The organism is Marvinbryantia sp. (assembly GCF_047017445.1).
Taxonomy (GTDB): domain Bacteria; phylum Bacillota; class Clostridia; order Lachnospirales; family Lachnospiraceae; genus Marvinbryantia.
In genome coordinates this window covers 257,770-272,633 of sequence record NZ_JBKXTT010000003.1, presented here as the reverse complement: position 1 = coordinate 272,633, position 14,864 = coordinate 257,770, and the positions used below count along the sequence as shown (strand labels likewise).

The window sequence follows — 14,864 nt, the reverse complement described above, 5'->3', positions numbered from 1 at the left end:
CTTACATCCCTATCGCGTTTAACGTTTGATAATATAATTCGTTTTTAAACTCATCTTCTGACATATCTTTGCTTAAATCACATTTTTTCACATATACTGTTTTTGTCTGTCCTGGTGACAGATCAAAACAATTATCCGAAAAGATACCATCTGATTCTGTAAAATCCAACCGGATACATTTTGTGTATACCGATGTCTGCAGATTTATGACAAACCGTTCTTTTTCCTCTGATACAGAAAGCTCTATCTCCGGTTTCAGGAACTGAAAATGTTTGGGTTTCACAAAAAGGTATGTATCACTGCTGATAAGCTTCTCGTCCTCATCCACAAGCTCCATATCCAGATACAGCATATTTCGATTATCCTCATTTACTGCTTCTGTCATATCAATATCACAGATCAGCGACGAGCTGTTTTTTTCAATAGCAGCCTTTCTGCTTCTCTGCAGAACACAGGAACCGTCATTTTTCTTTAAGCTCCAGCGAATTTCTGCACTGACTTCCTCCTGCCCATCATGTATCACATATATTTCCGCTTTCTGATCCTTTCCGTCAGCCCATATCATGGTTTTCTGAAAAAATCGTTTTGCATAATAGTGCAGCATTTTCCAACGGTATTCATAGTCAATTCCCGACCACGTTGTTCCCGGGAAACAATCTACGATCTGCCAGTACAGGCTCCCCATGCATCTGGGCTTCTGTTTTCTGAACCAGCCCGTACCGTATTTAATTCCTTCTGCCTGCGCATACTGTGTCGCAAAAACATATTCTTCAAAATTTTTCGGCGGCCGCACTTCCTGGAAAACATAGCTCATGATCTTCCCATTACCCATGTAGCAAAAATTATCGCTGCATTTCTGCATGAAATCCATAACTTCAGAATTGGGCGTCATATCTTCCGGTTCCATATAATGTCTGAGTGTCTTAATATCCTGAAAAGATTCCAGACCGTATTCACTGACAAATCTTGCCTGACATTCCTTATAAAATGTATACGGCTTTGCCGGAAGGTACCAGACATACCAGCAGTGAACATCGCCTTTCTCATATCCATTGGGATCAGCATATCCTCCCCCGCTTGAAGGAGTACTCGGCCAGAACAGACGATCCGGATCATATTTCTTTACTACGGAGGCCAGATATACTTCATACTGACGCAGATTGTCCATCCGCAGTTTATAATTTAACCCTTCAAGATCATGTTCAAAATCATGAAACCATTCATTTTCATTGTTTCCACACCACAATATCACGGACGGATGATTTCTTATACGAATAACATTATCTTTCGTTTCTGCACAAATATTTTCTATAAATTCATCTGTTAAATGATACAAGGCACATGCAAACATTAAATCCTGCCAGACAAGGATCCCATATTCATCACACAGGTCAAAAAATTCATCATCTGGATAAACTGCTCCTCCCCAGACGCGAATGCAATTATAATTGGCTTCTGCGCAATATTGAATGAGCTTCCGGTGGCGTTCTCCCCTGCATAAAGCCAGAAATTTATCCGGCGGGGTATAACATCCTCCCTTGGCAAAAACAGGAACATCATTGACATAAAAAGCAAATGATTCGCCCCACTGATCCTTTTCACGCCTCACTTCCGCCTTACGCAATCCTATTCTCTGCGATTTCCGGTCAATCTCTGCAGACGCAGACGTACTTTCTAATATAACATCAAGACGGTACAGCGGCTGATCGCCATAGCCGTTAGGCCACCACAGGCGTGGATCTTCCAACCGGATCGTCCATACTCCTTTTTCGCCTGTTATCTGCAGATCCGCTTCTGCTTCCAGAAGCTGATCCGGATTCCACAAATCAATATGGACCCGGCTCTCTTCCCTGTGGTACTTCTCAAGACATATTTCTACAGAAAGCTCTGCCTCTTTACCGGAGTGTTTTTGTCTTACATAGATATGATCTATTTTTTCCGCATCATATGCTTCCAGATACACATCTCTCCATATGCCGGAATCCGGCACACACGGCTCTGCATCCCAGCCAAACGAACTGTGTATTTTTCTGATTTGTGAAAATCCGTGCGGTGAGGCTGTATTCATTTCCGGAATCGGATGTGCTTTATGCTGTTCTGCAATATACCGCACAGGAGAATAAAAAGTAATCCGAATTTCATTTTCACCCTTTTTCAGTCTGTTTTTCACATCAAACCGGTATGTACGGTGCATATTGTCGGTATTGGCAAGCAATTCCCCATTTATTTCTATCCTGGTAATAGTATCCAGACCTTCAAATACCAAAAACAGCCTTTCTTTTTCCAGCAGTTCTTCCCGCACATGGAACAGGGCAATATATTCATAATCATCCTCAGCCAGCCTGGAAAACTGTCTCTCGTTAAACCTGTAATACGGATCTTTTATCAGATGATTATTCATCATATCCAGAAACAAACTTCCCGGCACCACAGCAGGATACCATTGTTTCTCACCAACACGATGAAATTTCCATTCGGCACACTCCAAATTTTGAATCACCATAGTACTCCCCCGACCGAATCAGTCTTCTTCTATTGTCGTAAACCTTGTAATAGCCGGATCCGTATAAACATCCGTCCCATCATCACTGTATGAAGAAAACTCAGAGACGATCGCTCCCTCCGGTCCAGCCTGGAACCAATGTTTTGTGTTCGGCGCCAAGGTATACTGCTCACCCTTTTTCAGTACAATTTCATGCCAGACTGTATATACGTCATCTTTTCCCTGTGGGATCCTGGCTTTCGGATTTGCAGTCGGCTCTCCCGGAACATGAACATACACTTCTCCATACCGGCAGCGGAAGGTTTCTTCTTTTCCAGGATTTTCCGGGCTAAGCGGCGGATGCCTGTGCTCCGCACAGATCTGACCCGGTAACATCGGAAGTTCTTTTGCGCAGCATCTTTTCGTGTTCACATACACATGCAGCATCAATCCTTCTTCATACGGATTATTCAGACCAAAATCTGTAACCTCCATTCTCTCCTCCTCTTCCGGAGTCAGATATAAGCCGGCCTTTCGCATAAGTTCCAGACCTTCTTCTTTAATTTTGTTATACTCACTGCGTTTCATAATGCCCTCCTTTTCTTTAGTGTCATTTGACACTTCTATTTGAGATTTTTTGTTCACATTTGCGCATCCGTGATCAATTTTGTTAGTTGGTGATTTCATGTTATCATATTTATTTTGCACTGTCAACACTATATTTTATATACTTTTTTGTGCTATAAGCCATTTATGATAATGTCCTAGTATACCACATATGAAAATGTCCCGGATGTGGTAAAATATCCTCTATCTATTTTAGATTGGAGGAAATCATTATCAGAAAGGTAATACTTACAATGGATGAACAGAAAAAATACGAAGTGATCAAATCTCTGGCAGATCACCCGGATGGGAATAAGGACAGGGCTGCCCTCACCCTTGGCTGCACCAAACGCCATATCAACCGTATGCTGGCTGGATACCGCAAAGAAGGAAAGGCTTTCTTTATCCATGGCAATAGGGGACGTAAACCGTCCACCAGCATCCCTGACGAGACCCGCAATCGCATCATCGATCTCTACCTTACAAAATATTTTGATGCTAATTTCCAGCATTATTCAGAACTCCTTGAGGCCCATGAACACATCTGCGTCTCACCTTCTTCTGTAGCTAAGATCCTGGAAAGTAAATATATTCTTTCTCCGAAAGTTACAAAGGCCAAGAAAAAGCGTATGGAAAAGGAGCTTCAGGATAAAAAGAAAAGTGCCTGCAGCCTGAAAGAAGCCGCTGTGCTCCAAACCAATCTCGTAGCGGTTGAAGATGCTCATTCAAGACGTCCAAGATGTGCTTATTTTGGGGAACTGCAGCAGATGGACGCAACTCCCTATGAATGGATCCCCGGGCAGGTATGGCACCTCCACCTGGCTATTGACGATGCTACCGGCCGGGTCACCGGAGCCTGGTTTGACACGCAGGAAACCTTAAAGGGCTACTATCACGTATTCCACCAGATCCTGACCACCTACGGCATCCCTTACAGGATCTTCACAGACCGCCGTACGGTATTTACCTATAAAAAGAAAAACTCCCCATCTCTTGATGAGGATACCTATACCCAATTCGCTTATGCCTGCAAGCAGCTTGGTGTTCAGCTGGAATCCAGCAGTGTCCCGCAGGCCAAAGGCCGCGTAGAACGCCTCAACCAGACACTACAGTCGCGCCTGCCAATCGAATTACGATTAGCAGGGATCACGACCATAGATGCTGCCAATGAATTCCTCCACTCATACATAAAAGAATTCAATGAGAAGTTCGCGCTTCCCCTTAATGGTATCAAATCTGTGTTTGAAACGCAACCGGAAAATGAAAAAATCAACCTGGTTCTCGCTGTCCTGACAGAACGGACCGTGGATTGCGGGCATGCGATCCAGTTCCGGCACCGCCATTACCGGATGCTGGACGCCAGAGGGAAACAGGTACATTACCGCAAAGGCACAAAAATAATGGTTATCCAGGCTTTTGACGGAAGCCTTTTCTGCTGTGTCAATGACAAGGATGTCCATGCACTGGAGGAGATCCCCGAACATATGGAAAGATCCCGGGATCTGGATGCAGACTATCAGCCGCCCAAAGCAAAAAGACATTATATTCCGCCAATGAGCCATCCCTGGCGCAGCAAAACTTTCCAGAAATTCGTAAAGACACAGGAGCACCATCTAATGGATGACGTTCCAGCATAAAAAGCAGCAGAAAAAGATGATAGGTATATACCTACCGAAAGGAGAGATCACATGAGGGACTGGATCGACTGCATCGAAGCGCATACAAAAGCACAGAAAAAATATGATAAAGAACATACACAGGGAATTTACTTAAAACTGAACCTCCGCACAGACCTTGATATCATCCGCTGGTTTTGGGAACAGCCGTCAAAACAGGGAGCCGTAAAACGGCTGATCCGTGAGGAGATCGCCCGAAAAAAGGCGGAAGGAACAGGGAGCGGAGGCGTTGTCAGGAGAACCGTGGAATAATGGGGTTGGGGCCCCGTTATGCCGCGAAAGTCTCTTGAGATAAGCCTCACGGAAAACGCTGTTTCTAAGGAGAAAGGATATATGCCCTTTCTCCTGCCCCCTGCGGGGCGGGTTCGGGCAGGGCCCGATTATGGGTCAAGGGACAGGTCCCTTGCGGGTTCTTAGGGCAGAGCCCTAAGCTTCCAGAGGACATCTGCCACGTAGCCATATGAAATCAGCACCGGAAAACCGGTGCTAATGTTTCAGTTTTTTCGGGACATTTTCAAAAATGCTTGACACACTATATTTTATATACTTTTTTGTGCATATTTCTTTCTTTAGGGCATTTTTTCAAGTGATATTTGCTACTTAAGAGAAGTGTCATTTGACAATTTTGATTCCGGTATTTCAGTTTCCTTCATTGTAACTTTCCGAAAAAAATCGCTACACTGCCCATATTTTCAGGCATTGTAGCGATTTTATCTTTCCCAAACTGTCTAAAACAGGATTACGATAGCATCAGACCTTTATTTTGTCAGACTGCTCTTCTCCAGCTTCCCCAGGTACTCCTCAAATACCCTGAGCGCAGCCGCCACAGGCTCCGGAGAGGACATATCCACGCCGCATATCTTCAGGAGGTCGATCGGGTCCATGGAGCTGCCGCCGCTTAAAAATTCCTTGTATTTTTCCACAATACCCGGCTCGCCTGCCAGTATTTTGCTGCTGATCGCGATTGCCGCCGCAAAACCGGTCGCGTACTGGTATACATAAAACGGCGTGTAAAAATGCGGGATCCGCGCCCATTCATACTGGATCTCCTCATCCGAAACCATCTGTTCGCCAAAATAATCCTTATTCAGCTTATGATAGATGCCGCAGAGCTTTTCGGCAGTCAGAACGCCTCCCTCCTGCACGATATCGCGGTGCGTCATCATCTCAAATTCCGCAAACATCGTCTGGCGGTACATCGTTCCCTTAAACTGATCCAGGAAATAATTGATCAGATAATTCCGCTCCGTCTCATCGCTGCTGTTTTCCAACAGATAATGGATCAGCAGCGCCTCATTGCAGGTGGAAGCCACCTCCGCCACAAAAATGCGGTATCCGGCGTAACGGTATGGCTGCCTGTGGTCAGAATGCCAGCTATGCAGGGCATGGCCCATTTCATGTGCCAGCGTAAACACCGCATTGAGTGTCCCCTGGTAGTTCAGGAGAACATACGGATGCGTTCCGTAAGCGCCCCATGAATAGGCGCCGGTGCGCTTTCCTTCGTTCTCATAAACGTCGATCCAGCGGTTGTCAAAGCCCTCCTGCAGGAGCGCCGTGTAATCCTCTCCCAACGGAGCGAGCGCCTTTTTCACAATCTCCTTTGCCTCCGCAAAGGGGTATTTTTTCTGCGGCATCTCTACGATCGGCACATAATTGTCATACATATGCAGTTCATTAAGCCCAAGCATCTTTTTGCGAAGCCCGGTATAGCGGTGCATCAGGGGCAGATGCTCACGGATGGTTTTTACAAGATTTTCGTAAACCGCCATCGGAATCGCATTTGCGTTAAGCGCCTGCTCCATCGCTCCGGCAAATTTGTGCTGCTTCGCAAAAATATCCGCCTGCTTCGCATTTGCGTAGTAGGTTGCCGCAAGCGTGTTGCAGTACTGCGCATATACGCCGTAAAGCGCCGTAAACGCCGATCTGCGCAGCACCCGGTCGCTGTCCTTCAGCATGGGAATGTAGTTTCCCTGCGTGAGCGGATGCGCATTTCCAGCGCTGTCCACCGCGTCCGGGAAGCGGATGTCCGCATTATTAAACATGGAGAAGATATTTGCCGGCGCCTGTCCAAGCTCCGAAAGCTTCGCCAGCAGCTCCTCCGTCTGCACATCCAGCACATGCTCCCGCTGACGGACGATCTGCTCCACCACCCAGCGGTAATCCGCAAGCTCCGGCGTCTCTGCAAAAAATACCGCAAGTTTCTGCTGCGGCAGCGCAAGCAGCTCCGGTTCCAGCCAGGCAGTACACCCTGAAAGCTCTGTTCCAAGAATCTGCATCTCGCCGCTCAGTCTCTGGTACTTCGCCTCCGCCGTGTCCTCATGATATTTCTGATTCGCGTAGACATGGAGCTTTTCATACAGGCAGTTCATTTCTTCCTGCAGCTTCAATGCCCGCAAAAGCTGTTCTCCGCTCTCAGCCAGGCTATTCTGCCGGGACGCAAACTCCTTCATCAGTTCCCGCAGCTTCTCCACATCCTGCGCCATTAATTCTTCATTTTCATACATATCCTGCATATTCCAGGTATCTTCGATTTTCTGCTCACATCGCTTCATTTTATAAGACCCTCCGCTGATAATAATCATAAAGTAAGCTTTGCTGATAATCATAGCATTTCATGCCTGTTTTGTCAAAATTTACAGTTTTCCGATTTTTTCTGCGCTACTTTAGTTTATGTAATATCTATTATTTATATGTTGATTTATATCGGTTTATGTGATATATTTGTTTTACATTATAAAATTCAAGCCGCTGTACGGACATGTCTATGATATGTGCCAGAATATGGAGAAGATTATGGGATTATTTTCAAAAGAATTGCAGGAGCTCGACCGCAACACGGTGCAGTACATGATTGATGAAATGCAGGAAGAAATCAATCAGCAGAAAGAGCAGCTTGCACAGAAGGAACAGCAATTATCGCAGAAGAACCAGCAACTGACGCAGAAAAACCAGCAACTGACGGAGAAGAACCAGCAACTGACGCAGAAGATCGCCGAGCTGATGCAAAAGCTGGAAAATCAGAAACTCATTCTATGATACTGGCAGAAAGGGCACCCCCGGATCAATCCCCTTACGTGTGCCCTTTTCTGTCACTTTTATTTTGCGATCTTTTCTTTCACAATTTCCTCTGTCAGCTTCTCCGCCGCCCCGCGGCCGAAAAAGCTGTTCATGGATTCGTAGGTTTTCCGTGCAAACGACTGCTCATCCGCCATATATTTCTGCGCACCGTTCACCATCTGCACAACAAGCGTATCCTCATACGCCGACTGTTTCTCAATCTCTGCGGCCGTCACACAGTTCAGCTCCGGCTTCACGCCGACCGCCAGCATATTTTCCGCCAGCTTCATGAAAAATACTTCCGTTTCCGCCTCGCCGTCCGGGATACTCTCAAAGGTTTTTGACGGCACCGGGAAGCCTTCAAACTGCTTCTTCTGCGCCGCGCAGGAAATCTTCCGGCTGCTCATGGACAATATCGGATGCTCGATTTCTGTCAGTCCGTATTTCATAATCTGCAAAACAACCTGTCCGAGCTGTCCGCCAAGGGAAGCGATCATCTCAAACCCCTTCGCCTCTCCCAGGTCCTTTTCCACAAGGCAGTTTTCGTCGTCCGTCGTCCAGTATCTTGCGCGCTGCTTCGGCACCTGGTCGCCGCATGCGCCCAGAAGGCACAGACACACTGGCCCGCCAGCCTGGCTTTCTGACGCTGCGCTGCACATCCCATCCGCCCGGCTCTGCGCTGCTGTATGTAAAATGCAGTCCGCCAGATTTTCTTCCACTACGCGCGATGCCGCGCCTGTCAAGTCGGAGGTAATCAGCCGTCCGCCCGCCCTGTCAAATACATTGTCCATAATGGAGGATTGTACACCATAGTGATACAGCACAGCGATAGCATTTCCCGCCAGATCCTCAACCCGGATTACCCGCAGCGTCTTATCGGACGGTCCCTCCGGGTTCATGCCGATCCACCAGCCTTCCTCCGAGGGAATATCCCGGTTAATGTTCACATCACACTCGCCGCGCCCGAATAAGAGTCTTGCCGGACGCATATTTTCCGCCGCCGCTCCGGCTGCCCTGCGCACCGCTTCATACAGCGCCGTCTTATACATCGCTCCCCTGATAATTTCTTCCTTCGAAGCGCGCTCCAGCATCGGTCCGCCCAGAAGGTGCGGCGCCGCAAAGGTGTGCGTCGCACAGATCCAGATATTCTCCCGCTCCACCTGCCCGCTCTCGCAGACAATATCCTTCATTTCCTCTATAGCATCCGCCATGATAGAGGTAATCTCCACCGACACGATCGCAATGCGCGCTTCCCGCTCAAACAGCACTGCCCTCACCTGCTGGCAGTCATGAATGCCGACAAATTTCTCCAGCGGGAAAAATTCCTCCGGGATTGCAACTGCGGCTCTGCCCGCGCCCGCCAGAATCTGTTCTCTGCTCATTTTTAAACCTCACTTTCGTTTTGCCCGATAACTAGCGCCGCGCTTTAAAAATCCACTCCCGGATGGCTTCAATATCATACGCCTTCTCCCATGTTTTTACATGGTACATCCACGGCGGAGTATCCGTGTCTTTCGTTTCCGACAGGACGCTGTCTCCCGAAAACCACGTAAACATGATATGGTTCCCGGTGTCGGCAATCTCCTGCATTCTGCGATTCTGCTTGGCAGCAGATGCGTTTCCGTCCACAAAGCCATAGCTTACCTTTCCTCCTGCCTCCTCGATATTTTTCATGCAGGCACCCATGATCGGAAACGCCTTAATGTCCTTTTCTGAGACAAGCGCCCAGATATTTTCGTCTTTCACCGCCGCCATGGTGTCCGGGTTCCACTGCCCCGCGACCAGGAAGCACGCCGCAAAAAATTTCGGATGACGGATCATCAGCTCGCAAAGCATCATGCAGCCCATCGACTGACCTGTTCCGTAGATCCGGGAAGCATCGATCGGATACTGCTTCGCAAGCTCCTTTATTAGCTCAAGGGTAGCGTCCGCCTCCCAAGTGACGGTGAAATCATCCTCTGCCGTCTTCTCCGGATAGAGCGGTGCCAGCACAAAGCAGGGACGTTTTTTCTGCTCCTCCTCAGACGCCCAGATAGTGGCGCCTTTTCCCTGCGTCAGCGGTACATTCAGATCATTGCAGCAGTTGCCCGCGTCGTGCATAAACAGTACCAGCGGGTACGTATGTCCCGGCTCACAGCTTTCCGGGATATACAGATTGTAGCAGAGCCTTTTTCCCGGTTCCGACAGTTCAAACATGCCCTTTTTGAAGCGCTCCGTCGCCTTCTCGTCCGCCGTCTTAAAAATTTTGCGGGTATCGTAGATCACGCGGCAGCCAGCATGCTCCATCACGCGCTTATACTTATTTTCCGACTGATCCTTGTTTCTCGGCAGATCGCACGGACGCGGGAAACGACGACGGTATACCACCGGTTTTTCGTCCCCGTTCAGCGGCGGGAAATGCTCGCCGGGAAACGGCGCGCCCTCGTTACCTTCCAGAATATATTTCATATTTTCCAGATATTTTTCCACGATCGAGCCGTCCACCAGACCGCCGCCCGCACAGATTATATCAAACTCATCGCGGTGTGCCATCAGTGTCTCCAGGTAGCCCGCAAAACGCTCCACACTGCCGTTTAACGGCTTTCCCATCGGCATTCCCAGCTCGTCGCCCGCAAACAGCAGACGTTCCTTCCGGTCCAGAAACAAAAGGCTGCCCACAGCGTGATCCGGCATTTTAAAAACCTCCAGGTCACGATTCCCCAGATGGAACACATAACCCTCATCGATCACTTCTATCTTATAATCACGCGGAAAATCAATGCCCGCAAAGCTGGGAAACGGGCGCGTCGCCAGCGGCACTGACTCCGCCGCCATAAATGCGCAGTCAAAATACACATTGTTTGCCGTGTGATCAAAGTGGTCGTGCGTATTTGCAATATAGCGCACCGGCTTTTCCGTAAGGCTCTGACAATATTCGCGCACATTGCCGCAGCCGTAGCCGGAATCGATCACCAGCGCCTCCTCATCGCCCTCCACCAGATAGAAATAGTCTCCGTCGCTCACATTCTTCCATGTGCCCGGAGCGATTTTCTCCGACTGGAAGAACGGCACGTCCATCGGCTGTCTGCTGCCATCCTCATTCTCGATCAAAATGTCATGTTTACAGGAAAAATCAATTTCTTTTACCATAGTCTCACTCCTATACCATATCCCTGATGCCTTATGATTTTCCCTGCATCAGGCGTTTATCTCATTCACCCGGCAGCAGGAAACGTAATGTCCCTCGCTCACCTTCGTCAGCTCCTGCGGCTGATGACATTTCTCGCAGGCATACGGACAGCGCGCCGCAAAGCGGCAGCCCGGCTTCGGCTCCACCGGAGATACGATCTCGCCCTCCAGGATGATGCGCTTTTTCGGATTGTCGATGTCGATCGACGGAATCGCGGAGAGCAGCGCTTTCGTGTACGGATGCAGCGGACTGGCAAACAGCTCCTTTGAAGATGCAGTCTCCACAAGCTGTCCTAAGTACATTACACAGATGTCGTCGGAAATGTGCTTGACGACAGACAGATCATGCGTGACAAACATGTAGGTGACGCCCGATTTTTCCTGCAGATCCTGCAGAAGATTAAGTACCTGCGCCTGAATGGAAACGTCCAGCGCAGACACCGGCTCGTCGCATACGATAAACTTCGGGTTCAGCGCCAGCGCGCGCCCGATGCCGACTCTCTGGCGGCGTCCGCCGTCCAGCTCATGCGGGTAAGCATAGCGCAGGCGCTCATCGATGCCAACCATCTCCATAATGCGGTCCGTCTCGTCCTGCAGCTCGTTTTTCTTAAAACGGCGGGACAGCTCCAGCGGCTCACGGATGGTATCCTCCACCGTCATACGCGGATTTAAGGAAGCAAACGGATCCTGGAAAATAATCTGCATCTCTTCTCTCAGCTGATGCATTTTTTTCTTATTTACGCGGGTAACATCCTCGCCGTCAAACAGAATCTGTCCGTCTGTGCTCTCATAAAGGTGGATAATGGTACGCCCAAGCGTCGATTTTCCGCAGCCGGATTCTCCCACAACGCCCATTGTTTTTCCTCTCCCGATGGAAAAGGTAACGTCGTCTACCGCGTGCAGCGTCCCCTTCGGGGTATCAAAATATTTTTTCAGATGTTTTACTTCTACTAACGGCGTCGCCATTTCAATCCTCCTTCCCGCTATTTCTGATGCAGCGGCACTGATGCGTTCCGCCCAGATTCTTCATAGAAACCTTCCCCTTTTGGCACTCCTCCGTGGCATACGGACAGCGCGGCGAAAATGCACAGCCCTGCGGCAGATTGCTCGGATCTGGCGGCATACCCGCGATCGGGGAAAGCCGTTCCGTATCGGCGTTGACGTCCGGCAGAGAGCCGAAAAGTCCTGCCGTATACGGATGCGACGGATTCTTAAAGATTTCCCTTTTGCTTCCGTACTCCACGATCTCACCGGCATATACGACCGCCACATTATCGCAGACCTCCGCCACGATGCCAAGATCATGCGTGATCATAATCATCGCTGTATTCAGTCTGGTCTGCAGATTCTTAATGATATCGAGCACCTGCGCCTGGATGGTAACGTCCAGCGCGGTGGTCGGCTCATCCGCAAGCAGCAGATCGGGACTGCAGGCAAGCGCCATCGCAATGACAACCCGCTGCTTCATGCCGCCGGAAAACTGATGCGGATAATCGCGGTAGCGGGAGCCTGGGATACCGACCATCTCCAGCATTTTCTTTGCCTTTTCCTCCGCCTCTTTTTTGGAAACTTTCTCGTGAAGCGCGATGCCCTCCGCGATCTGTTTTCCCACGCGCATAACCGGATTCAGCGCCGTCATCGGATCCTGGAAGATCATGGAGATCCGTTTTCCGCGGATTTTCCGCATCTCATCATTATCAAGCTCCAGAAGATTTCTCCCCTCCAGCTTAATCTCGCCGCGGTCTACATGCGCGGGCGGCTCCGGAAGGATGCGCAGGATCGACTTCGCGATCGTCGTCTTGCCCGCGCCGGTCTCACCCACCAGACCGAGCGTTTCGCCTTTGTTTAAGCAAAAGGAAACATCGTTTACCGCATGAATTTCTTTTCCCTCGGAGGTGTAATGAACAACCAGATTTTTCACTTCCAGAAAAGAAGATGTCGTTTTATTTTCAGCCATTCCTTTGTCCTCCTATTTCTTCAGCTTCGGATCCAGCGCATCGCGCAGACCGTCGCCGAGCATATTCAGAGACAGCACCACCAGCGCGATCGCAAGACCTGGAAATAATACCATGTGCGGATAGTCTCTCATGTAGGTTCTCGCTGCGGAGAGCATTGCGCCCCACTCCGGCGTCGGCGGCTGTACGCCAAGTCCAATGTAGCTGAGTGACGCTGCCATCAGGATCGTATTTCCGATGCCCATCGTAACGGATACAATGATCGGGGAGATACTGTTCGGCAGGATATGTTTCATAATGGTACGCGGAACCGAGCAGTTGATCGTCTGCGCCGCCTCCAGGTATTCCATCTTGCGCACACCCATAATGGAGCCGCGCAGCAGACGCACCGTCATCGGGATACCGCCGATGGAAAGCGCAATAATTGTATTTGTAAAACCACTTCCCAGACATGCCGAGATTGCGATCGCCAGCAGGATTCCGGGAATTGCCTGCAGGATATCCACAAGACGCATCACCACCGTATCCACCGCTCCGCCGAAATAGCCAACGATGGAACCGATAATCATACCAATCACAGTAGAAATAATCGTCGCCAGAAAGCCCAGGGACAAGGAAGCCCTTGCGCCGTAAAGCAGACGGCTGAAAATATCGCGTCCCATCTCATCTGTTCCGCAGAGATGCTTTAAGGACGGGCTTGCAAAACGCTCCGCCATATTCATCTCCTCGTAAGGATAAGGCATGATCCACGGGGAGAAAATCGCCAGCAAAAATAAAATCAATATGATAACCAGACCTGCCATCGCCAGTCTGTTTTTACTCAGACGCTTCATCACAAGGCTGAACTGGCTTTCTTTCCTTTTTCGTACCTTTGTCGTTGTATTTGCCGCAGCAGCTGCACCATTAGCCATTCTTCTTCCTCCTTCTGAAACTCTTCTGCTGTCCCTCGTACTGTGCCTTGATACGCGGATCAACAAATGCATAAATCACGTCCACCAGAAGCATGATCAGACTGAACAATGCGCCGAGAAACAGCACACCGCCCATAACGACAGGGTAATCACGGTTATTGATCGCTGAGGTTGTATACATGCCGATGCCCGGAATCGAGAATACAGATTCGATAACCACCGTACCGCCGAGCATCATTCCCATACCGTTTCCGACTACGGTGATGATCGGGATCAGTGCGTTCGGAAGTGCATGCTTGTAAAGGATCTCCCGCTCGGAAAGCCCTTTCGCGCGCGCCGTCACAATATAATCAGATCGGATAACCTCCAGCATACTCGAACGCGTCTGACGCGCCTGAGATGCAATGCCCGCGAACGCGTTTGCGATACACGGCAAAATAAAATACTGGATCCCGCCGACGCCGTAGGGCGGCAGCCAGCCAAGCTTTACAGAAAACAGCAGCACCAACATCATTGCCAGCCAGAAGCCCGGAACGGAAACGCCTGCAAGTGCGATCACCATGCAAATACGATCCGCCAGACCATTCTGGTGAACGGCTGCAGTGATGCCAAGCGGCGTGCCGATCAGGATCTGCAGCAGCATACAGATGACCGCGATCGTAGCGGTGTACGGCAAGCGGTATAAGATACCGGACATTACCGACTGATTCTGGAAATAAGAGGTTCCCAGATCAAAGTGCAGGAACACCTGGTTTAAATAGCTCAAAAGACGCACCAGATACGGCTCATCCAGCCCCAGCTCCGCCCGCTTTTCCGCTATCGCCGCCGGCGTCGCCGCATTGCCGAGGATCGCTGCCGCCGGATCGCCCGGGCAAAAATACATGATTGTAAAAATTACCACGGAAATACCGAGCAGCACCGGTATCATCCATAACAGACGTTTTACAATATATTTCCACATATGGACTCCTTTCTAAAAATGCGGCGCCGCATTTTACGGAGTGTGCAG

The 14,864-nt window shown here is 49.4% G+C and carries 12 protein-coding genes; 3 read left to right on the top strand and 9 right to left on the bottom strand.

Features of this window, described 5'->3' with window-relative positions; all coding sequences use genetic code 11:
- Position 1 precedes the first annotated feature (1 nt).
- Together ACLU9Q_RS04940 and ACLU9Q_RS04935 are read right to left on the bottom strand one after the other, a co-directional pair.
- Entirely contained in the window at positions 2–2,503 is a 2,502-nt protein-coding gene (locus tag ACLU9Q_RS04940) for a beta-mannosidase (protein WP_296834398.1), read from the bottom strand.
- Positions 2,504–2,521: 18 nt separating this feature from the next.
- Positions 2,522–3,070 (bottom strand): D-lyxose/D-mannose family sugar isomerase, encoded by a 549-nt coding sequence (locus tag ACLU9Q_RS04935; protein WP_296834404.1) that lies wholly within the window; start codon positions 3,068–3,070, stop codon positions 2,522–2,524.
- Positions 3,071–3,342: 272 nt separating this feature from the next.
- Between ACLU9Q_RS04935 and ACLU9Q_RS04930 the strand changes: the two genes are divergently transcribed.
- Together ACLU9Q_RS04930 and ACLU9Q_RS04925 are read left to right on the top strand one after the other, a co-directional pair.
- Positions 3,343–4,725: an ISNCY family transposase gene (locus tag ACLU9Q_RS04930; protein WP_412624485.1), complete on the top strand. Its 1,383-nt coding sequence runs from the start codon at positions 3,343–3,345 to the stop codon at positions 4,723–4,725.
- A gap of 51 nt (positions 4,726–4,776) precedes the next feature.
- Positions 4,777–5,016, top strand: coding sequence for a hypothetical protein (locus ACLU9Q_RS04925; protein ID WP_412624486.1), 240 nt, complete (start codon positions 4,777–4,779; stop codon positions 5,014–5,016).
- Positions 5,017–5,522: 506 nt separating this feature from the next.
- Here ACLU9Q_RS04925 and pepF read toward each other — a convergent pair.
- Positions 5,523–7,316: an oligoendopeptidase F gene (pepF, locus tag ACLU9Q_RS04920; RefSeq protein ID WP_296834407.1), complete on the bottom strand. Its 1,794-nt coding sequence runs from the start codon at positions 7,314–7,316 to the stop codon at positions 5,523–5,525.
- 241 nt (positions 7,317–7,557) lie between these two features.
- On the opposite strand from pepF, the gene ACLU9Q_RS04915 reads away from it, so the two are divergent.
- Positions 7,558–7,800 carry a hypothetical protein gene (locus ACLU9Q_RS04915; protein WP_296834410.1) on the top strand — a complete coding sequence of 81 codons (243 nt, stop codon included), beginning with the start codon at positions 7,558–7,560 and terminating at the stop codon, positions 7,798–7,800.
- Between the two features lie 59 nt (positions 7,801–7,859).
- Here ACLU9Q_RS04915 and ACLU9Q_RS04910 read toward each other — a convergent pair whose 3' ends face one another.
- From ACLU9Q_RS04910 to ACLU9Q_RS04885, 6 genes are read right to left on the bottom strand one after another with little or no spacing between them, the layout of a single operon-like run.
- Positions 7,860–9,203 (bottom strand): hypothetical protein, encoded by a 1,344-nt coding sequence (locus tag ACLU9Q_RS04910; RefSeq protein WP_296834413.1) that lies wholly within the window; start codon positions 9,201–9,203, stop codon positions 7,860–7,862.
- Positions 9,204–9,234: 31 nt separating this feature from the next.
- Positions 9,235–10,950, bottom strand: a complete 1,716-nt coding sequence (locus ACLU9Q_RS04905; protein WP_296834416.1) for an MBL fold metallo-hydrolase — start codon at positions 10,948–10,950, stop codon at positions 9,235–9,237.
- Positions 10,951–10,998: 48 nt separating this feature from the next.
- Complete coding sequence (locus ACLU9Q_RS04900) at positions 10,999–11,955, bottom strand: ABC transporter ATP-binding protein (protein ID WP_296834419.1); 957 nt, start codon at positions 11,953–11,955, stop codon at positions 10,999–11,001.
- 1 nt (position 11,956) lies between these two features.
- Positions 11,957–12,946 carry an ABC transporter ATP-binding protein gene (locus ACLU9Q_RS04895; RefSeq protein WP_296834422.1) on the bottom strand — a complete coding sequence of 330 codons (990 nt, stop codon included), beginning with the start codon at positions 12,944–12,946 and terminating at the stop codon, positions 11,957–11,959.
- Positions 12,947–12,958: 12 nt separating this feature from the next.
- A complete protein-coding gene (locus ACLU9Q_RS04890) occupies positions 12,959–13,855 on the bottom strand; it encodes an ABC transporter permease (protein ID WP_296834424.1) in 897 nt (298 codons plus the stop codon).
- A complete protein-coding gene (locus ACLU9Q_RS04885) occupies positions 13,848–14,816 on the bottom strand; it encodes an ABC transporter permease (protein ID WP_296834426.1) in 969 nt (322 codons plus the stop codon). Before ACLU9Q_RS04885 ends, ACLU9Q_RS04890 begins: the two co-directional genes overlap by 8 nt.
- Positions 14,817–14,864 lie beyond the last annotated feature (48 nt).